Genomic DNA, 21,512 nt, shown 5'->3' with positions numbered 1-21,512 from the left:
AAATCGGCATTCTCAAACAGTGTAGTCAAGAAAGAACGGTATCTGGTCGCTGGAGTAAGCAATGGGAAAGGGAGAGAAAGGTAAAACCAGCTTATTCAACTGGCTTTATATTTATTTTGATGGTGTCGTGTTTATCTTTGCGCTTTGTTGTAGCAGCGCTCCGGACGCCCCACGGTACCGTAATTTAAGTCTGCGACTAACTCACCAGTGGTAATCAAAAATTCTAAATAGCGTCTAGCGGTGGTTCGGCTAGCACCAATTCGTTCTCCGGCTTCATCGGCGGTAATATTAACGGCATCAGCTTGTTGAAAAATGGCTCTGATCTTATCCAACGTTACGCCATCAATGCCTTTGGGTAAGGTGGATACTTTTCCAGAGTCCGCTTTGGCATTGGCTTGCAGCATCTTATCAACCAAACCTTGATTCAAATCCGACACACTTTCAAACTCTTGCTGTTGAGACTGATACTTTTTCAGTGCCGCTTCCAAGCGAGGGAACATCACTGGTTTCAATAGATAATCGACCACTCCACCACGCATTGCTTGCTGCAGTGTATCCACATCTCGAGCAGCAGTAATCAAGATAACATCGCAGCCTTGATTGCTCCCTCTTACGTGATTAAGAATATCGAGCCCACACCCGTCCGGCAGATACACATCCAATAACACCAAATCCGGTTTTAAGATGTCCAGTTGCATCAGCGCTTCAGACTGTGTGGTGGCAATGCCGACCACATCAAAGCCACCCATCTGTTCTAAATAACGATGGTGTAGCTCTGCAATCGCAATATCATCCTCAATGACCATGACTCTCGTGATTGCGTTCATTTATGTTCTTCCTTTAACCATGCTTTTTCCGTCACGATGATCTTCACAAGATCGCTTCGTGCTCAATTATTATTGTTCTTCTTTTGGCAGATAAACCGTCATTCGCGTGCCAAAATCGTGGTTGTCGACCATTTCAAGCTGCCCTTGATATCGGTCTGCCAGCTGCTTTATCAGATACAAACCCACACCGCGATTTTGCTTCGCTTTGCTCGATACACCTTTTTCGGTGAGCGCTTTGGTCGCCAACTCTTTAGGCAAACCGCACCCTTTGTCTTCTACTTCTACGATAATTTCATTACCGAAATCACTGATTGAAACTTCAATAACCCGACGCGCTGGTGCAATTTGACCCTCTTGCTTAATCGCCGTCATGGTGGCATCAAAGGCGTTATCAATCAGGTTGCCAAGAATGGTGACAACGTCATCCGCGTTTAACCAGCTAGGCAGTGCTTCAAGCCTTGAGCCTTCTTCAACTTTAAGCTCTAAACCAATTTCTCGCGCGCGCTCCGTTTTTCCAAGGAGCATACCTGCAATGAGCGGGTCTTTAACGGTTTCACGCAAGAACTCGATCAAGCTTTGATAGTGCGCGGTTTCTTGGCCAATCAGTTGCTGGACTGAATCCAACTCGCCCATCTGAATCAAGCCACTGATGGTATTGAGCTTATTTTGATGCTCGTGGGTTTGTGAACGCAGTAGATCGGCATACTCTTTGGTTTGTGAGAGCTGGTCTGTTAAATCGTTGATTTCATCGCGTAATCGGAAACTCGATACCGCCCCGACCACCTCACCTGCCACTATAATTGGGCTTCGGTTAGCAATGATTCGCTTATTGTTCAAATACAACTCAACATCGTGGTCGGTGTCACCGGTTGATAACAGTTGCTCTAAATCACTGCCTGGCAATACATCAGAAAGGCGCTGTTGATTGAGTGCTTTATCCCTGTCTATCGATAAAATATCGCAGGCACTTTTATTAATTGAACGCAAAATGCCGTGCTTATCGATGCTCAGAATGCCCTCTTTCACGGTACTCATGGTTACATCTAGCTCAACATACAGTCGGCCTATCTCTTCAGGCTCAAAGCCTAAAATAGCGCGTTGAAAACGGCGAGATACATAACTCGAAATCAAAGCGTTGACCGCAACCACCAGCAACGCCATCACAATCAAAAAGGCTAAATAAGGTTCGATTCGATCTTGTAAAGAATCCAATAAGTAACCAACCGAAACCACCCCAATAACGGTACCTTGAAGGTCTTTTACCGCGGATTTACCACGAACTGAAAAACCAAGCGATCCTTTGGCCGTCGACACATAAGACTCGCCCAATACCAATGCTTTTTGGTTATCGCCACCACGCATTGGTTTACCGAGCCTGTCATCATAAGGGTGAATCAGGCGGATACCTTTATCATCTCCCACAACGATAAACGCAGCGCCAATGAGCTGGGTAAGGTTACGAAATTTAACTTGAGTCTCTTCAGGCAGAACGTAGGGAGCGCCATTAGGATCCAACGTTCCATTTTCTTGAATAATGCTGGTGACCAGTGGCGATTCAGATAGAAATTCAGCAACACCTAACGCTTTCAAACCCATCTCTTGCTCTTGAGATTGTTTGATGTAGTAAAAACCAGCCGCTGCAAGAATCAAAAGTTCAACGAGGCCAGTGACCGTCATGATAATCAGTAACCTTTTACGGAAACTGATACTGCTCCATTTCATATTCCACCGCCCCTAGTGTTAGACGATCAATGTTAACACCAAGTTAATCGTATGACCTTTCTAGGGACGTGAATTTGTGACTGCTACTCAACTAAATAATTGAGCAGATTGTTAATTGATAATCCTTTACGTTGTTCATCTCGATTAATCGTTCATTTTTAGAACGGATTAGCTTAAAAAACAAAATAAACGAATAAATATTGAGCTAGATCACTAAGCTTTTAGGTGTTTTTCAGGTTGTTCAAAATAAATACAATTATAATAGTTGCATATGAAGAAGTTTATTGTTGTTAAGCCATAAGTCATGATTTTCAGACCGCGCTTTAAATCGAAATCTCGATTAACAAAACCGCAACAAACCTTCACTCACTGGACGTATCTATAACTAAAAGTTACATGCTCGCCGCTACGGTTGCTGAACAAACAGGTTATCTATCTAACCTCATTCACCCTTATTTACACTACCGACCAGCATGACAACTCAGAGGCGCCTGATCAAATCAGCGCCCAATAATAAAACATTGATGAGCAGGAAGTATCGATCAGTGGCAACGTCCAATAGAAACAGGATAAAAAACATAACGTATAAACATTGTTGAAAAGGAAACCAGGCAATGAAACGCGATAACTTTGGAATTTGTCTTACTAAGACTATGCTGTTCAAACACTTACAATCGACTTTTACTCACGTAAGAGCCTATGAGAAAGACGGTACCTCCCCTCTCGATCTCAAGGTATTGTTAGCTTTCCCGCAAATGTCAGGTAGAGATTTATTACAAACAATGCAAGGTTCAAGACAATTGGTATGGCGCGCCGATCACCATTGTCCTAGCTTTAAATAAGCCACTTCATTTTGTAAAAACTCTTCACACTGAACTTAAAGAGCACGCTTCTGCGTGCTTTTTTCGTTTTAGTGATCTATGTTGTCCACATCACGTATCTTTTTGCATTAACTTAACGAGTTATGAGAGTTTCTATTCATATGAGACAATCAACTCAAGACAAACGATGCTACCCCTGATAGCATTAGAGCTAATACTCTAATTTGGTATTTAATTCCGATGACCAAACCAAAATTTCGACACCTTGTAATTGCTGGCATGCTCCTCGGCATATTTGCTTCGCCAGGCTACGCAGCCCCGCTTACTTTTTCTGAAGCATGGCTAATGCTACAAGAAAACAACAACTCACTTGCGGCTCAACGAGCTAACGTTGAACGTTATCAACACCTTCAGAATTCAACAAGTAGCCTTAATCTACCTTCTATTACCTTAGGGGCTAACTACACGCACCTTGATAGTGATGTGACTATCAATGGCGAACAGTTTGCCGATAGCTTGAGTGGTGTGCCCTCTATTGGTTTTCCTGTTCCTCCTCAAATCATCAGTGCGCTTGGCGGGATTACTTCCACCATTACTGAACAAGACATCTTTAGCTCTTCTATTCGCGCGGTGTGGCCTATCTTTACAGGTGGTCGAATTACCGCGGTGCAGAATGCTGCAGAAGGTAAAAGCGAAGAAGCACAAAGCCAATTGTTGATGGAGAAGCAAGCTCGCTACGAAGATTTAAGTAAATATTACTTCTCTGTGATCTTAGCGGAAGACGTCGTGAGAACGCGTCAAGCCGTCGAAACAGGCTTAACTCAACACCGTGATTTCGCCATCAAGCTTGAACAGCAAGGGCAAATCGCACGAGTAGAACGCCTACAAGCCGATGCTTCTTTAGATAAAGCGATTGTAGAGCGCACGAAAGCTCAGAACGATCTCAAGATTGCTCAACTAGCACTGACTCAGATCCTTGGTCAAAGTGAAAGTGTAGAACCCTCAGAGCAACTGTTTATCAATAAGAACCTACCTCATATGGACGTGTTCATTGACCAAACTCTCATGACCTATCCCGGCCTTAAAATTCTTGATGCAAAAGAGAAACAAGCAAGCAGCTTAATTAAAGCCGAGAAAGGTAAGTACTACCCAGAGGTATACCTTTACGGTGACTACAGCCTGTATGAAGATGACTCTCTAGCCAGTGAAATGAAACCCGATTGGTTAGTTGGTATTGGTGTAAATGTGCCGTTGATTGACACTTCAGGCCGTTCCGACAAAGTCGCTGCGGCTCACAGTGCCGTATCGCAGGTTCAATTTCTGAAGTCACAAGCCAAGCAAGACTTAACCGTATTAGTTCAAAAGGCTTATCTTGAAGCAAACCAAGCAATTGAAGAGGTTCAAGGCCTAAACTCAAGCCTGTCTTTAGCTCAAGAGAACCTATTGCTTCGTAAAAAAGCCTTCACACAAGGGCTTTCTAACTCATTAGAAGTGGTTGATGCAGAGCTCTATCTTGCGAGCATTAAGACACAGCAAGCTGCTGCGCGATTCAAATACCTTATCTCTCTCAACAAGCTTTTGGCGCTTACCAGCGAAATGAATGCTTACTCAAGTTACTTAACTTCTTCTGTTACGTCTGATTTCGACTCAAAAACAGACACCGCTAGCCAGTCAAAAGGATAACTCATGAAACCTATTAAGCCCCTTCTTCTATCTATAGTTGGTATCGGCATTATTGGCTGGGTCGGATACAGTTTTTACCAAGCTTATCAACCTCAGCCTGTTAAGCTTCAAGGTCAAATCGATGCGCAGCAATACAGCATCTCATCGAAAGTACCTGGCAGAATTGATGAAATATTCGTGCGTAAAGGCGATTCAGTTGAAAAAGGCGAATTGATCTTTTCTCTTCTTAGCCCAGAGATTGATGCGAAATTAGAACAAGCAAAAGCCGGTCAGAAAGCCGCTGGTGCATTGGCACAAGAAGCAGAGAATGGCGCACGTACTCAGCAAATCCAAGCGGCTAAAGACCAATGGTTGAAAGCGAAAGCAGCTGCCGATCTGATGGACAAAACCTACCAACGTGTAAACAACCTTTACAACGATGGTGTCGTTGCCGAGCAAAAACGCGATGAAGCCAAAACTCAATGGCAAGCAGCGAAGTACACCGAAAGTGCTGCGTTCCAAATGTATCAATTGGCGCAAGAAGGAGCTCGTGACGAAACCAAAGTGGCTGCCGCTCAAAAAGCGTTAATGGCGGCAGGGGCAGTGGCGGAAGTTGAAGCTTACGCAAAAGACACACAGGTCCACAGCTGGTTTAATGGCGAAGTGTCTCAAGTTCTATTGAGCAGCGGTGAACTCGCACCACAAGGCTTCCCTGTTGTGACTGTCATCGACACCAAGGATGCTTGGGCCGTGCTCAATGTGCGTGAAGATATGCTTAAGCACTTTGAGAAAGGCAGTCAGTTTGAGGCATACCTACCAGCTCTGGATAAATCATTAACCTTCCAAGTCACACACATCGCCGTAATGGGTGATTTCGCAACTTGGCGTTCAACAGACGCAGCACAAGGCTTTGACTTACGTACTTTTGAAGTAGAAGCGCACCCTGTCGATACGAGCGAAACACTGCGTATGGGCATGAGCCTAGTGGTTGAGCTTTAGGTGACGTATGTCTGCTAATTCTCACTTACCAGAGCATCACAAAGCGACAAGCAATTTGCTTAGACAGTGGGCTATTGTGCGTAAAGACAAGTGGCTGCTATCTTGCTTAACTTGGATACCCTTGCTGCTTGCTGCAAGTATCTGGCTGATCTTCTCACAAGGCATCGCCCGTGATTTGCCTGTTGCAGTGGTTGACCTAGAACACAGCCAAATTTCGCAGCAGTTTACTCGCTTAGTCGATGCCTCACCTACCCTGAAGGTCACTCAAAAATACAGTTCCGCAAGTGAAGCAGCAGAAGCCATGATTGAACGTAATATTTACGGCTATGTTGTTATACCTAGACACTTTGACCGAGACCTTTATCTTGGGCTAAACCCGCAGGTATCCGTGTTCTACAACAGCCAATTTATATTGATTGGTAAACTGGTGAACTCGGCTCTACTACAAGCTCAGGGGACGTTCAACGCGCAACTTGAAGTGGTTAGACAGCTTTCACACGGGGATACCACGGTACAATCTGCATTGGGGCAAGCTGTCACAGTACAAAGCCAAATCACCCCACTGTTCAACAAGAACACCAGTTACGCTCAGTTCTTGGTATCTGCGGTTATTCCTGCTTTATGGCAGATCATGATTGTAGTGGGAACAATTTTGATATTGACCGCAAATGTGCGCGCACGTGGGCTTAAAGCATGGTTAGCTCACTCTCCTGTTAAGTCGCTTGCATCGACACTGACCCCTTATGTTGTGTTGTTTTTGGGGTTTGGTATTGCCTTTAGCTTTTGGTTTTATCGCCTTTTAGAATGGCCATTTAACGGTAGCTTTATGGCATTAACCATTGCCCAACTGCTTACCGTCATCAGCTGTATCATTATGGGGTGTTTGTTTTTCTTCTTAACACTTGATCCCGCAAGGGCGATGAGTTTCGCTGGCGCATTTACGGCACCAAGTTTTGCGTTCATGGGCATTACCTTTCCGGTGACAGACATGAACACGGCAGCTCAAATTTGGAGAAGCTTATTGCCTGTGAGTCATTACATCGAAGTACAAACAGCACAGTCTAGTTATGGCGTAAGCGCAGCACAGTCGCTGCTCAGCCTCTCTTCCATGTTGTGGTACGCAGTTCCTGCTTTGGTGGTGATGTTGTTAATTAAGAAACACTTGGCGCAATCAACTCTAACTGCACAAGCAGCTATATCAGCAAAAACAACGCCGTCAAAACAGCCAGAAGCATCAGCACAACAAGGAGTAAAATGATGAGCTTTACTCAACTGCTCAAGCAAGAACTCTTAGCGGTACTGCGCAACCCCGTCGTGCTTCTTACGGTGTTTGGTGGTGTGGTCTTCTATTCATTCTTGTATCCATTGCCTTACGCGAATCAAGTCCCTCAACAGCTGAAAGCCTCGGTTGTGAACTTGGATAAGAGTCAAAGCAGCTACCAATTAGAGCGAATGGTGGATGCGACCTCTCAAATCGAGTTGGTTCGTCGAGACTCCACTATCGCCGATGCTAAACAAGCCGTGCTTAACCAAGAGATTGGCGGATTCCTCGTCATTCCAGAAGATTTCTATAAAGACTTGCTGCTCGGTAAAAGCCCGACACTTTCTTACGCTGGTGATGCTTCTTACTTCTTGGTCTACGGAACCATTGTTGAAGGGCTTGCCAAAGCAGGAGGCACATTAGCTGCAGAAGCAAAGGTCCGTCACTTATTAGTCGAAGGTGTGCCTTTAGAATCGGCAGCCAAAGGCTACAGTGCATTTAGCTTAAACCTAAAGCCTACCTTCAATAGTCGCATGGGATACATCGATTACGTGGTTCCAGCCGTCTTTGTGTTGATCCTGCAACAAACTTTAGCCATGGCTTCTGGTTTAGTTGGCGCGACCCAAAATGCTCAATCAACGTTTGGCTACTGGAGTAAAACCTCTCCGGCGAAACTGATTCTTGCTCGTTGTTGTACCTTAGTCAGCATTTATTACCTGTTATCGATGTACTATTTCGGCGCAAGCTTTTCGATGTATGGGATAAACCTACTCGCCTCAACAACACAGATCTTAACCTTATTACTGCCCTTCTTACTGGCTAGCTGTTTGATCGGGATTTTTATTGGTGAGTTAGTACCACGAAGAGAGCTCGTCACGGTTGTGGTGTTAATCAGTTCAATGCCTCTGATCTTCTCTTCCGGATTTATTTGGCCTGTTGAAATGATGCCTGAATGGTTAGTGTTGTTATCACAATTATTCCCAAGCACACCAGCTATCCAAGGTTTCTTAGCACTGAATCAGATGGGCGCTTCCTGGCAAGAAGTGGCGTCTCAATGGACATTACTATGGGGACAGGTTTTATTATGGGGTTCGCTATTGGCACTTAAGCTCTATCACAAATCCAGCAAAGGCACGGTTGGCAATAGCAATAGTCGACGAGCCGTTTAGTTTAATGTTCTAGCGGAAAGTACTCATACTTTTCGCTCATCAAAAAAGCTCTGATAAAGGGCTTTTTAATGTCCTCAGATCCGAATACACCTTCAACCTTCGAATGTTTAAACACCTCTAAAACACATCGAATACTCGAACTCCCCTACGTCCCCCAACATCCCTACAGCCCATCACTCTGAATTATCCTCCAACCGCCTCTATAACAGCTACTGCATATGCCTTTCTCTGCCTAAAAATCACCGACTTATTCCCAAAAGACGACAAAACACGAATTATTGTGAATTTATTGTAAAAATTTCTTTGCCAACATTAGTTTTATGTATAGGGTTATCAATAAGGCATGGTAGACCGAATACCATAGTCTTATTGATGCACATACCAAAAGGATATCCATATAAAGCAAGAACAGTACTTATATTTATTTCGTTTTTCGACTTAGCTACAGCCGTTTATGTTGCCGTCGAGTGAAGTAGATAAACCACTGAAATATACAATGCAAATAGAAAAAAAACACAACAGCAACAAACATAATTTAATAAAAAGACAGGGAAAACCATGAAAAACATACGTGAATTATTTTTTGGGTTTATATTATTATTTAGTTCCAGTGCATTTGCAGAAGAAGGGTCATTTAATCAAGCTATCAGTAACTTAAGTCAAAATGTTGATGGTTTTTTCAACGAATACACAGGTTGGTTCGTCGGGCTGATATTTAAAAGTGTACCGGTAGGTGAAGCAAACTTCCCCATCATTGTTGGCTGGCTATTGCTCGCTGCGATCATCTTTACTCTTTACTTTGGCTTTGTTCAATTTAAACGTGTCGGTATGGCAATAGACATTATCAAAGGTAAGTACACAGACCCTAACTCTAAACACGAAGGGGAAGTTTCTCACTTTCAAGCGTTAACAACCGCACTTTCTGGAACTGTTGGACTTGGTAATATTGCCGGTGTGGGTGCTGCACTCGCAATTGGTGGTCCTGGTGCGACATTCTGGATGATCTTATGTGGTCTTCTGGGTATGGCGTCTAAGTTCTGTGAGTGTACCTTAGGTGTGAAATACCGAACTATCCTACCCTCGGGTGTTGTTTCGGGTGGTCCAATGTACTACCTAAGCCAAGGCCTTGGTGAAAGAGGTTTAGGCGGACTAGGTAAAGTGCTCGCTATTGGTTTTGCATTAATGTGTATTTTAGGCGCATTGGGCGGCGGTAACATGTTCCAAGCTAACCAAGCACACGCCATGTTAACTTACGCATTTGATGTACCAAGTGAGTACGGTGTGATCACTGGCCTTGTACTCGCCGCTTTAGTTTTCTCTGTGATTGTTGGTGGTATGCCTTCTATCGCATCGGTAACGGAAAAAGTTGTTCCTTGGATGGCAGCTCTGTATATCGGTATGGCTCTGATTGTTATCGGTTCTAACCTTGATCAAGTTGGTCCTGCGTTCAGTGCAATCTTTACAGGTGCATTTACTGGTGAAGGTGTCGTTGGTGGATTCATTGGTGCATTAATTCAAGGCTTGAAGCGTGCAACGTTCTCGAACGAAGCAGGTGTAGGTTCCGCAGCTATCGCTCACTCAGCGGTTAAAACAAAAGAGCCAATCACCGAAGGTCTAGTATCACTATTAGAACCGTTCGTTGATACAGTAGTCATTTGTACAATGACAGCATTGGTTATCACTATCGCTGGCTTAAATGTAGGTCCATTCGATGGTTCTGGTTTAACGGGTGTAACACTTACTGCAGCATCATTTACTGAAACTGCAGAAGTATTTAAATACACACTCGCTCTTGCGGTAATCATGTTTGCGTTTTCGACAATGATCTCTTGGTCGTACTACGGCCTTAAGGCGTGGACTTACCTATTTGGTGAAGGCAAAACAACGGAACTGATTTTCAAAGTGATGTTTTGTGTGTTTGTTGTTATTGGTGCCACGATTCAGTTTGGCGCGGTCATCGACTTCTCTGACGCGGCTATCTTTGCTATGTCTATCTTTAACATCCTTGGCCTATACTTCTTGATGCCAGTTGTGAAGAAGGAACTGCAATCGTTCGTTGCTCGTGTAAAATCAGGTGAAATCAAAACCTACGAAAAATAGTGACTCGTCAATAATTTATTGTCGAATAACACTGTTCTAAAAATTTTTTGTAATACCCTTTGCTTGAGAAAGCGAGAACAGTACTGCAATTAATCTAAAATCCCTACTGGCTCATGGTTTAGCTCGTAGGGATTTTTTATGTTTGAATTGTTAGACTAGCATCTATCCTCAATGCCTTACTTACTCTTTTCACTATCGTGTTCAACGTCGATACGACGAACCAATTCTTCTACTTCGATCATCTCTTTTTGCACTAGTGGCGAACGACAATCATCGAAACAATAAGCTATGGTGCAGTTCTCACAAAGATACTCTTGCATCACTCCATCCCTGTAGTCAAAGCAGTCCAAATGCGAGTTACTAATCGACTGCGTGTTCATCCTGAACACCACTATTATGCAGCAGCACTGATCTGAAAAGATGCATGCAAAGTCATTTAATAAGCAACAAGTAACACATTATTGTGGTTATACGTAACTATTCACAAATATCTAAGTAAACACTTAAACAATCAATAATGAGAAAGTATCGGCTCTACGCTCTCGAGAAAACGCAAAACGCCCACATCACGTGTGTGATGTGGGCGTTTCAATATTTACTGCAAAACTAACGCTAGGTTGGTAAAACCTTCAGCTTATAGACCCATCTCTTCAGTAAGCGCTTTGATCTGCTTGAGGTCCATGGTGTGGACTTCAATCATTTGTCTAATGTCACTTAGGCGAGAATTTGCGTTGTCTTGCTTCTCACACGCGTCAGATTTCGCATCCCATGAAGTGCCATCTAAGAACACATCACACGCTTTCTTAAGAGAACCAAGGTTCTGCTCGAGTTGATCTCTTTCTTTCTCTAGCTTTTCAAGTTCTTGAGAAATCTGTAATTCTTTTCGGAAAACTTCACGCGAACGCTCAAATAAAGTCGATTGCATGTCAGCCTGACGATTAAGCTTTTGATTGTCTTGCTGAGTTTGCTCTAACGTCTGCTTCTGTTCGTTTAGCTGTTGCTCTAACGAGTAGTTCGCCTTCTCTAAAACCGAAGACTGTTTCGCTAATTCTTGGAGTTCTTTTTGATGTTCTTCTGTTTGTTGTACTAGAGCGGCTTCTACTTTCGCATCGATTTCGGTATCGACTTTAGCCACTTTCGCTTCAACGGATGTCATCAATTGTGTTTTGCTATCACGCAGTTCTTGATAACGAGTTTCGAGTACCTGATAAGTGGACTCCCACTTCGAAGCCGTGACTGTAGAACCGATTAAGCCACCCAGTGCTAAACCTATAACCGCAGCAATGCCTATATAGAGCTGACTGCGCTTATCGCGTTCTTCAATAACAACCACTTCATCTTGTTCGCTTTGTCCAGATTGCTGGTTCACTAGCGGGTACTCCCAAAAATTTGTTTAACGTTACGCGGTCACTGGCACTAATGCCAATACTGATAGTGTAGGCTCAGTTAAACCTATCGCTCAAGCCAGAAGCACTTAAGCTTTGCTAACACATTCATCCCAACTGTTTACAGAGAGGTTTAACGAGTTAACTCCGAAATCATCAAGCTGGCAGTATACAAAAGGAAGCTGCTAACGATAACTATCACTACCCCTTTTTGCAGTTTTTCGTTTGTCCGGTAACGAAATAGTACAAATGCCAAAGCCAATAAAAAAACAATCGCTATTAGTCGAGTCATAACTCCTCCTTGTTTCTCTATTTTATACCATTTAAATAAGCAAGTTACGTCAGAGACTCGTTGTTTGATCATTTAGTTGAACAACATTTGTGCAAACAGATATTTTGTAGCTGACATCACATTTTATATGATCTAGGATACGCCTACAGATTACCTAATTATTTAGGTAATTGTTCCGATGAAGACTGCAGGAGAGTGGTTTTTAACTAAATATTAACATTTAGTTAGATTGACCCGCCGAAGAAGTAAATCTTTCAGGTGCTTTATGCTGGAGAAATCCAGAAAAGTGAGGACTGTCGTTGGAGGAACCTCTGGAGAGAACCGTTAGATCGGTCGCCGAAGGAGCAAGCTTAGTGCCCGTTACTTATCTATAAGTGATTCGCTAAGTGAAACTCTCAGGCAAAAGGACAGAGGAGTGGAAAGCAACAGCCTTAATTAACAAAAGAATTCTATCTAGAAATCCGTATGTATTAAGTAGTGCTCCCGATCCCTGTGATCTGCACTGCCTTCCCTCTTCTCCTTAAATTTTTAATTTATTAAGGGGAATCTATGAACCACCTACAAGCTACACTACAAACCATCAACCAATTCGTTTGGGGACCACCACTGCTTATTTTGCTAGTGGGTACAGGTATCTACTTTACTTTTCGCTTAGGCTTACTCCAGTTTAGACACCTCCCAACCGCACTGAAAATGGTGTTCAGCAAAGACAAATCCGGTACAGGTGACATATCGAGTTTCGCGGCTTTGTGTACTGCACTTTCAGCAACCATTGGTACAGGTAACATCGTGGGTGTAGCGACCGCAATCAAGATTGGTGGCCCTGGTGCCCTATTCTGGATGTGGCTTGCCGCTGTATTTGGTATGGCGACCAAATACGCAGAATGTCTACTCGCCGTTAAATACCGCAGAACCGATAGCAATGGCGAAATGGTTGGCGGCCCAATGTACTACCTGCAATACGGTGTCGGCTCACGAATCTTGGCGGTAATGTTCGCTGTCTTCGCGCTCGGTGTTGCTTGCTTCGGTATCGGTACCTTCCCACAAGTAAACGCTATCTTAGACGCAACTCAAATCTCATTTGGTGCTTCTCGTGAGATGTCTGCTGTCGTTCTTACGATATTAGTGGCGGTTGTAACCCTTGGTGGTATTCAATCTATCGCTAAGGTGGCAGGGAAAGTCGTTCCGACTATGGCGGTTATGTACATCGTCGCGTGTTTAAGCGTTCTGATTTCAAATGCAGACCAACTGCTGAATGCCATTACCCTTGTTGTTACCTCTGCGTTTACCAATACAGCGGCAACAGGTGGTTTCTTTGGTGCGAGCATCATGCTTGCTATCCAATCTGGTATTGCTCGAGGTGTGTTCTCGAACGAATCTGGTCTAGGTAGTGCACCAATGGCTGCAGCAGCAGCTAAAACAGACTCATGTGTGAAACAAGGTCTTGTCTCTATGACAGGTACCTTCTTCGATACCATCATCATCTGTACGATGACAGGTTTGGCGCTTATCTTAACAGGCGCTTGGCAGACTGACCTTTCTGGTGCTGCGATGACCACTCATGCATTTGCTATTGGCCTAAACGCAGATACCCTTGGCCCTATGTTGGTTTCTGTAGGCCTAATCTTCTTTGCGTTTACAACAATTTTAGGTTGGAACTACTACGGTGAGCGCTGTGTTGTGTTCTTGCTAGGTACCAAAGCAGTATTGCCTTACAAGATCATCTTCATCGCCTTGGTTGCTTCTGGTGCATTCTTAAAGCTCGACATGATCTGGATAATGGCCGATATCGTGAATGGCCTAATGGCAATTCCGAACCTAATCGGGCTCATCTTGCTGCGCCACGTTGTTATCGAAGAAACCAAGCTATTCTTCAAACCGTTAACGTCTTCAAATGATTGTGAAGCAGTTAAAGCGTAACTTGAATTGATTGAATACCAAGCCCGTACTCAACTGCGGGCTTTTTTATTTTCATCACATAACTAAACGTCTTAAATTATTATGCAGTACATATACCCTTATAAATAACAAGATATTAAATCGACTACTATGCGATTTAATAAATCCAATAGATGGCTACTAAAAAGGACACTAATAAAACCAACACTTAATTAGACATTACTTATATTTAACAGATTGTGTGTTGGTGTCAGGCGTTTTGTCACAAACATATTAAATTTCTTTTTGTTTCAACGACACAAAAAACCAGAAGAATAAAACATGTGACTTTAATTCATATATTAGTCAGTTTATAGTCATCTACATTGTAGAGAGAATTATAATAAAAATAAAACGTTGGCTATATGATCAGATTCGACCCGATTAAAAACCGTATTTATAACGATGAGCGTTCTATTAAAGTAGGATACCGTGAAACTCGAGTTCTGGAGTTATTACATAAAAACTCACCCGATATTGTTAACAAACAAGATATTATTAGCTTCGCTTGGGGAAACGAGTTCATAGGGGATACGTCATTAGCGAAAAGTATAAGTTTACTGCGCCAAGGGTTCGTTAGATTAGGCATCAAAGAAACCCCAATCGTCACTGTTCCTAAGGTGGGCTATCGCCTTATCGATGAGTGCGTGGTGATCGACTCGCCCGTCAATAATGCAGCCACAACTCCCCTTGCCGCAGCGAGCAGCCTAATACCTGTCGGCAATAATGGTATTGCTATCAGTGTATCAGCTGCAGTCGAACCTAACCCTAACAAAAATTCATCGACTTACTTTCCCACATCTGAAGGCCGAAACAAGTTGTGCTACTTCACCACTGGCTGCTTACTGCTGGCATCAGCGTTATTGGCTTTTGCAAAGGTTAATGAGAGAAACCTCAGCGATATCAACCCCGTTAACCGGCTCAGTGACCAGTGGATAGGTCAAATACAAGTTTTCCAAGCCCCTGAAATGACGATGACGCCAGAGCTAGAAAGCATTCTCTATCAGTATCAATGTGATTGCGTGGCATACATTAGCGAAGAAGTTGAATATTCTGAGCTCTCTATTCTCAACAAAGCCACACGCCAGTCCGTCAACATCTTTTACACGCCAACCCAACTAGATCAAGCCAGTACCGAACTGGCCCTATTCTTAGAAAGAGGTCAATTATGATGCCAATCGTTGCGCTCATTTCTGCATTTGTTTTATTGGTTGGGATATGGAGTATCCCTTCGCCCCAACCAAAAGAAGAACATCGCTACCAACATAGCGTGGTGGACCTTGTGTTAGATGGAAATGTATTGCGAACTGATGGACTAACCAAAATAAGTGATAACAAGGTGCTGCACCTAATGTCCGTTCAAGACGACAACATGCCCGAGCCGATTGTTCTACGATTTAGAGGAGAAGCTAGTCCTTCTCAATCCATATTCTTTTCAATAGCAGGCACTATCGATTTAGTCTCCGTGCAAAAAATAAATAAAACCATGAATGACAGCTTATTGTCGCCCTACCTACTTATCAACAATGACCCATTAACGGTAAAGATTGATATCTTAAGTTCGAATGATTTATTCGCCATCATACGAACATGTAATACAGGAAGAACACAACTTTTGGCTAAGCGATAATTTATCGCCATTTGACCTCCAGCTAAATTCATTTAGTTTTAATTAACACCGTTCTGAATATTACACATAAAAAATGAATGGGTATTTATATTGCTGCACCAATATAAATTTCTCGCTTTTTAAACATTCAATTAATCGAATGTTCAAAACAACGGATTAAATTTAATCATCCAGTCTCATTTACCGCTTCACTGTTGATATTTAAATCAAATAAAAACGATGTGAATAATATGTCTCCTCTCGTACTTAACCATTCATTTCTCTCGCGATAGACTACGTCAAAAGCTATTTGACGTTAATGTATCAATCATAGCTCCTCATTTTTCTAAAAACGCTTTGAGCCTCATCAAACATTTTCTTTTTAGTTACAGCCCCCTTTCACCAAAAAACAAATCAAACAATACAAACCTTTGAATTTAAAAGGTAAATTAATTCAACCCTTTTCAGTATCTATCTATTTATCAACATGAAAAAGTGAACTTGTCTTGTTAACTGCATGGCACAAAAAACATTATCAAAATAGAAAAATTACAAATGAGGGAATTGTTAATGATCCGAATAAACAGAAGTCTCTTAGCAACCGCAGTGTTGTCCGTTCTATCTACTGGCGTAAACGCAAAAATTTACCCAGACCAAATAGTCCATGACCAACTTGGTGACGATGTATGTCGCTCTGGCTATCGCCCGTTAGACCGTTTCGAAGCCGAAGAGCAAAAGAGTGCTTTACTGGCTAGAATGGGCACTTGGCAGATCACAGGCTTAAAAGGAAACTGGGTGATCATGGGGCCGGGATACAATGGCCTTATTAAACAAGATACAACCAACGGCAAAACGTTCTGTTATCCGAACAATGACCAGTCTGAGATTCCAAACTACTCTGCTAAATCAGTTCCAGAAGGTAGCGAGTTAGATGTTCAATATGAGTTGGTCAATAACCGTAATGATTTTGTTCGCCCACTAAGCTATCTAGCTCATAACCTAGGTTACGCATGGGTTGGCGGCAATAATAGCCAGTACGTGGGTGAAGACATGACGATCAACCGCTCTGGTGACAGCTGGGTGATACAAGGGAACAATAGTGGTTCTTGTAGCGGTTACCGCTGTGGGGAAAAAACTAAAATCACCGTCGACAACTTTGCATACACCGTTAACGACGACAACTTTTGGCATGGCGATGTTGTCGAATCAGACCGTGAACTAGTGAAAACGGTTTACGCGACGGCAAGAAACAACAGTAATATCGCTCAGCAAGTGGTTGTCGACCTGAAAGTGGATGAATCAACAAACTGGTCGAAAACAAACAGCTATGGATTCTCACAAAGCGTTCAAACAGAGAATACGTTTAAGTGGCCTCTTGTTGGCGAAACCAAGCTCACCATTAAATTCGAAGCAAACCAAAGCTTCTCTAAATCTAATGGTGGCTCCACTAGCGAGCAAGTGACACTTCAAGCGCGCCCAATGGTTCCAGCAAACTCAGAGCTGCCGATTCGAGTCGAGTTGTATCGTTCAAGTATCTCCTACCCGTACCGATTCAACGCTGATATTAGTTACGATGTGGAGTTTAACGGCTTCCTTCGTTGGGGTGGCAACGCATGGCACACACATCCGGACAACCGCCCTTACAAAGCCCACACCTTCACTATGGGTCGCGGCAGTGATAAATCGGCAGACATTCGCTACCAATGGGATCACCGATACATTCCAGGTGAAACCAAATGGTGGGACTGGGGCTGGGCAATTAAAGAAGCGGGCTTATCTAGCATGCAATACGCAACAGGTGGAAGCTTACGTCCCTTCCACTCTTACGTATCGGGTGATTTCTACGCAGACTCTCAATTTGCAGGCACCATTGAAATTGGCCAAGCAACACCGATTGCCAACAATCTACGCAGCAAAAGAAGTACTGATTCCGTCAACGAATCTACTGAGCGCATTGGCGACATCGAAGTTACCACCAACTTCAATGCTGATGAGTTGAGTGACTTAGGTTTCGAAGGTGCAGAGATGAACATTAGCGTCGTTGAATAACTGCGCTGTTGAATAAGATCGGTACAAGATCTACAAGTAATAAAGCACAAAGCCCACGATACGTCGTGGGCTTTCATATATTCATGTTCAACTGGAAACGGTGAACTACACAGGCTCTTCCATCAAAAGCTTAACACCTAGCCCAACCAGCACCATACCCGTCACGCCTTCCATCCACTTCATAAAACTCGCGTTCTTGAGCAAATTTTTAGCGGAATTAAGAGCACCAGCTAAACCACATTGCCACACCATCGCAATCACAAAGTGGACTGAAGCCATCAACATAGATTGCAATAAAGGCGAGCCTTCAGGGTTTACAAATTGAGGCAGAAAAGCCAAATAGAAAACCGCCGTTTTTGGGTTAAGAACATTAGACAGAAAGCCTTCACGCAAAGAACGCTTAGCACTGTAAGCCTGCTGAGCTTGTTCACCGACCTTCAAACCACCACCGTTTTTCATCAAAGCTCGCAAACTACTTAAGCCAAGCCAGATTAGGTAAACCGCACCCACCATCTTAACGGCTTGGAAGAGTTCAGCAGACTGGGCGAGAATTGCAGAAATACCCACAGCAGAGAAAAACGCGTGCACATACAAGCCGCTACAAATACCAAAGCTCGTCATACAACCGTCAGCTAAGCCAGAGCGGCTGGTATTACGAATCACCAAAGCCGTATCTAAGCCCGGCGTTAGCGTTAAAATAGTGATGGCAATTACAAATGCCTCAAAGTTCAAAATATCCATATCATTGTCATTCTTGTTCAGCGATCTATCATCAATACCGTGTATCTGAACAATTCGCAAGCAACAATTACCACCAGCTATACAACTCACTGATTTTGTGCACAATAGAACAGTTTAATTTGTTAAGAAATAGTAAATTCAAGGCATCATACCGCCTCATGCTTTTCTCGCTATATCTTCGACTACGAAGGTCAGCGTCTTTTAAGAGTAGAGCCATAATCAAAGTACATGAGAGATGAACCTTAACGCTGACGCAGCCCTAAGGATCATTTACAGAAACCAAATTAAGAGTAGTCAAATGAGCGCATTCAAAAAACTAGTCGAACACTCTCAAAAATGTTCACGCTTTCAACACCTAGCCTCTATTTGTGGTTGGGACCAAGCTTCAATGATGCCTGCAGGTGGTAACCAAGCACGTAGCGAAGCCATGGCCGAACTCTCTGTTCATATTCACGGCTTAATGACTCAACCACAGCTTGGTGATTGGATTTCAGACGCTGAGAACGAAGCACTAAATAGCGAACAACAATCGTCACTTCGTGAAATCAAACGCCAATGGCAACAAGCCAACCTACTCCCAGAAAAGCTGGTTGAAGCTAAATCTCTAGCAGGCTCAAAGTGTGAACATGCATGGCGTAGCCAACGTGGTAACAACGACTGGGTTGGTTTCGAAAAGAACTGGCGTGAAGTGGTTGAGCTGTCTCGTGAAGAAGCGCAGATCCGCGCCGATGCAGCAAACCTAACGCCTTATGATGCCATGCTGGATATCTATGAACCGGGCACCAGCTCTGCTTCACTTGATACCCTGTTTGCAGACGTTAAAACTTGGCTGCCAAGCCTGATTGACGAAGTGATCGAAAAGCAATCGAGCGAGCAATTTAATGCGCCATCTGGCATCTACTCGACCGAGAAGCAGAAAGCACTTGGTTTAGAAGTCATGAAGCTGCTTCAGTTCGACTTCGAACACGGCCGATTGGATGAAAGTGTTCACCCATTCTGCGGCGGCGTCCCTTCAGACGTACGTATCACGACTCGTTACGATGAAGCTGAATTCGTTCAAAGCTTAATGGGTATTGTACATGAAACAGGGCACGCGCGTTACGAACAAGGCCTACCAAAACATCTAGCAGGCCAGCCGGCAGGCGAAGCTCGTTCTATGGGCATCCATGAATCTCAATCTTTGTTCTTCGAGATGCAAGTAGGCCGCAGTGACCCGTTCATTGGACACTTAGCGAACTTAGCTGGTCAGCAATTCTCAGGCTCAGAGTTTGAAAAAGAGAACTTCCAGAAGATCTACACTCGCGTGAAAAAAGACTTCATCCGTGTCGATGCTGATGAACTCACCTACCCTGCACACGTTATCCTGCGTTACGAGATTGAGCGTGACTTGATCAACGGTAAGATCAAACATACCGACGTTCCAGAGTTATGGAATACCAAGATGCAGTCTTACCTTGGTTTAAGCACTCAAGATAATTTCACAAACGGCTGTATGCAAGATATACACTGGACAGACGGCGCATTCGGTTACTTCCCATCTTACACACTAGGTGCGATGTACGCGGCTCAGTTCATGGCTTCAATGAAGAAAACGGTCGATGTGAACTCAGTGATTGAAAGCGGTGATCTATCGCCTATCTTCACTTGGTTAGAATCGAATATTTGGAGCAAAGGCAGCCTGCTTACCACCGATGATTTGGTGAAAGGCGCAACCGGTGAAACCTTGAATGCACAATACTTCAAAGACCACCTAAGAAGCCGTTACCTTTAGTATCTTATTAAAGAGTTTTCGAACAATGAAAACTAGACAATAGACGAATAAAAAAGGCTGAGTAGATTATCTGACTCAGCCTTTTTACCTTTCAGAACCCGGTCATTTATTGCCAGTAAGCATAGCGAAGAGGATCTGTCTCGACTCTGAAGTGTTGTCTCTGTGCGTTTCGTATTTTACATGCGTATTTGCATCAACAGCTTTTGATAGTTTGATGCTCCATAGTGCTTTCATTTGATTCGGTACAATTGAATATCGGACATCTATAATGCGCAGAGCGTCTGTTGGATCCTGAGCAATATAACCATTCGAGAACCAACGGAAGCGTTCAATGTCTTTGGCTTGTTGAGAATCAGGGTCTAACCAAGGCAAATCCCTGCTAACGTTCAGCTTAGCGATCGACTCTCCAGGATATGTATTTACCGATGTGCCAACCCGCACAGCATCTACGTAGTATCGAGATTCTGTTTCGTACACCACTTTCCATACCAAGATATTTGCGAAACTCGGCTTGGCCTCTAACCGAATAGGCGTATGTTGGCGCTCTTGCGCTAATTGCCACCCACTCGCTTCTGCCCGATCTCTTTGTATCATTCCTAACGTTGGGTAAATCAAAGCCCACAGAAACGCAATACGTGCCAACCAAGGAGCTCGCTTACATGTTGCCAACACCAACAATATCAAGATAGGAAGTGTATAGACTGGGTCGATGATCGAAATGGTATTCCAAGCATAACGTTCGTTGGTGAGCGGCCAGAACAGTTGAGTGCCATATGTTGTACAAGAATCTAATAAAGCATGTGTGCCATAGCCCAATGCACAGTAGAGCCAGCTTTGTTTAAAAGAGAAACCGCACCTTTTGGAAAAGAGGTGATACAAAAACAGAGCACAAATCAAGCTGCCAATAGGGATAAGCAGGAGTGAATGGGTAAACTGTCGATGGAACTCCAATGCCAGTAAAGGATCACTCTCGGACCGAATAAATGCATCTAAATCTGGCGCCATTCCAGAGAGCAAACCTAGAACCCCAGCGACCACCAAATGTTGTTTTTTACTCGCCGATTGTGACAAAGAAGCGCCTAACACGCCCTGCGTTAAAGGATCCATAAATCACTCATTGATAGCATTCCGTTGAATCAAACAAGATACATTTAGCTATAGCAGTG

General features: G+C 43.5%; 17 protein-coding genes and 1 riboswitch. Of the genes, 11 read left to right on the top strand and 6 right to left on the bottom strand.

Translation table 11 applies throughout. The features are described from left to right. Positions 1-131 precede the first annotated feature (131 nt). Entirely contained in the window at positions 132-827 is a 696-nt protein-coding gene (locus ATB74_RS07895; protein ID WP_017063807.1) for a response regulator, read from the bottom strand. A gap of 69 nt (positions 828-896) precedes the next feature. Then, the gene (locus tag ATB74_RS07890) at positions 897-2,549 is read right to left on the bottom strand and encodes a sensor histidine kinase (RefSeq protein ID WP_061017831.1); all 1,653 of its coding nucleotides are present in this window, start codon (positions 2,547-2,549) and stop codon (positions 897-899) included. A 614-nt stretch (positions 2,550-3,163) separates the two neighbouring features. Here ATB74_RS07890 and ATB74_RS07885 point away from each other — a divergent pair. From ATB74_RS07885 to ATB74_RS07860, 6 genes are all read left to right on the top strand, one after another. Next, positions 3,164-3,391, top strand: a complete 228-nt coding sequence (locus tag ATB74_RS07885) for a hypothetical protein (RefSeq protein ID WP_009846577.1) — start codon at positions 3,164-3,166, stop codon at positions 3,389-3,391. A 219-nt stretch (positions 3,392-3,610) separates the two neighbouring features. Next, on the top strand, positions 3,611-5,053 hold the full coding sequence (locus tag ATB74_RS07880; RefSeq protein WP_061017829.1) for a TolC family protein: 1,443 nt from the start codon (positions 3,611-3,613) through the stop codon (positions 5,051-5,053). Positions 5,054-5,056: 3 nt separating this feature from the next. Next, a complete protein-coding gene (locus tag ATB74_RS07875) occupies positions 5,057-6,031 on the top strand; it encodes an HlyD family secretion protein (protein ID WP_050650618.1) in 975 nt (324 codons plus the stop codon). Positions 6,032-6,038: 7 nt separating this feature from the next. Continuing rightward, the gene (locus ATB74_RS07870; protein WP_061017827.1) at positions 6,039-7,289 is read left to right on the top strand and encodes an ABC transporter permease; all 1,251 of its coding nucleotides are present in this window, start codon (positions 6,039-6,041) and stop codon (positions 7,287-7,289) included. Continuing rightward, complete coding sequence (locus tag ATB74_RS07865; protein ID WP_061017825.1) at positions 7,289-8,461, top strand: ABC transporter permease; 1,173 nt, start codon at positions 7,289-7,291, stop codon at positions 8,459-8,461. The genes ATB74_RS07870 and ATB74_RS07865 overlap by 1 nt, the downstream gene beginning before the upstream one ends. Positions 8,462-9,019: 558 nt before the next feature. Next, complete coding sequence (locus ATB74_RS07860; protein WP_061017823.1) at positions 9,020-10,561, top strand: alanine/glycine:cation symporter family protein; 1,542 nt, start codon at positions 9,020-9,022, stop codon at positions 10,559-10,561. Positions 10,562-10,737: 176 nt separating this feature from the next. On the opposite strand, the gene ATB74_RS23730 is transcribed toward ATB74_RS07860, so the two are convergent. After that, positions 10,738-10,881: a hypothetical protein gene (locus tag ATB74_RS23730; RefSeq protein WP_244270920.1), complete on the bottom strand. Its 144-nt coding sequence runs from the start codon at positions 10,879-10,881 to the stop codon at positions 10,738-10,740. Positions 10,882-11,195: 314 nt separating this feature from the next. Next, a complete protein-coding gene (locus ATB74_RS07855) occupies positions 11,196-11,930 on the bottom strand; it encodes a hypothetical protein (protein ID WP_061017821.1) in 735 nt (244 codons plus the stop codon). Between the two features lie 609 nt (positions 11,931-12,539). Then, positions 12,540-12,659, top strand: a riboswitch (glycine riboswitch). A gap of 128 nt (positions 12,660-12,787) precedes the next feature. Between ATB74_RS07855 and ATB74_RS07850 the strand changes: the two genes are divergently transcribed. The 4 genes from ATB74_RS07850 (at position 12,788) to ATB74_RS07835 (ending at position 17,834) form a co-directional block, all read left to right on the top strand. Further along, the gene (locus tag ATB74_RS07850; RefSeq protein ID WP_061017819.1) at positions 12,788-14,158 is read left to right on the top strand and encodes an alanine/glycine:cation symporter family protein; all 1,371 of its coding nucleotides are present in this window, start codon (positions 12,788-12,790) and stop codon (positions 14,156-14,158) included. A gap of 383 nt (positions 14,159-14,541) precedes the next feature. After that, on the top strand, positions 14,542-15,348 hold the full coding sequence (locus ATB74_RS07845; RefSeq protein ID WP_061017817.1) for a winged helix-turn-helix domain-containing protein: 807 nt from the start codon (positions 14,542-14,544) through the stop codon (positions 15,346-15,348). Then, entirely contained in the window at positions 15,345-15,806 is a 462-nt protein-coding gene (locus ATB74_RS07840; protein WP_061017814.1) for a hypothetical protein, read from the top strand. Before ATB74_RS07845 ends, ATB74_RS07840 begins: the two co-directional genes overlap by 4 nt. 549 nt (positions 15,807-16,355) lie before the next feature. After that, the gene (locus ATB74_RS07835) at positions 16,356-17,834 is read left to right on the top strand and encodes an aerolysin family beta-barrel pore-forming toxin (protein ID WP_061017812.1); all 1,479 of its coding nucleotides are present in this window, start codon (positions 16,356-16,358) and stop codon (positions 17,832-17,834) included. A 105-nt stretch (positions 17,835-17,939) separates the two neighbouring features. Here the strand turns inward: ATB74_RS07835 and ATB74_RS07830 are convergent, their stop codons facing one another. Beyond that, positions 17,940-18,575 (bottom strand): LysE family translocator, encoded by a 636-nt coding sequence (locus ATB74_RS07830; RefSeq protein WP_060982151.1) that lies wholly within the window; start codon positions 18,573-18,575, stop codon positions 17,940-17,942. A 298-nt stretch (positions 18,576-18,873) separates the two neighbouring features. Here ATB74_RS07830 and ATB74_RS07825 point away from each other — a divergent pair, with 298 nt between their 5' ends. Continuing rightward, positions 18,874-20,346: a carboxypeptidase M32 gene (locus ATB74_RS07825; protein WP_061017810.1), complete on the top strand. Its 1,473-nt coding sequence runs from the start codon at positions 18,874-18,876 to the stop codon at positions 20,344-20,346. A 102-nt stretch (positions 20,347-20,448) separates the two neighbouring features. On the opposite strand, the gene ATB74_RS07820 is transcribed toward ATB74_RS07825, so the two are convergent. After that, positions 20,449-21,453: a metal-dependent hydrolase gene (locus ATB74_RS07820; protein ID WP_061017808.1), complete on the bottom strand. Its 1,005-nt coding sequence runs from the start codon at positions 21,451-21,453 to the stop codon at positions 20,449-20,451. Positions 21,454-21,512: the final 59 nt, after the last annotated feature.

This window comes from Vibrio splendidus (assembly GCF_001557875.1).
In the GTDB taxonomy this organism is placed as follows: Bacteria; Pseudomonadota; Gammaproteobacteria; order Enterobacterales; family Vibrionaceae; genus Vibrio; species Vibrio splendidus_F.
The sequence above is the reverse complement of the archived record's forward strand: the minus strand, read 5'-3'. Positions and strand labels throughout refer to the sequence as shown.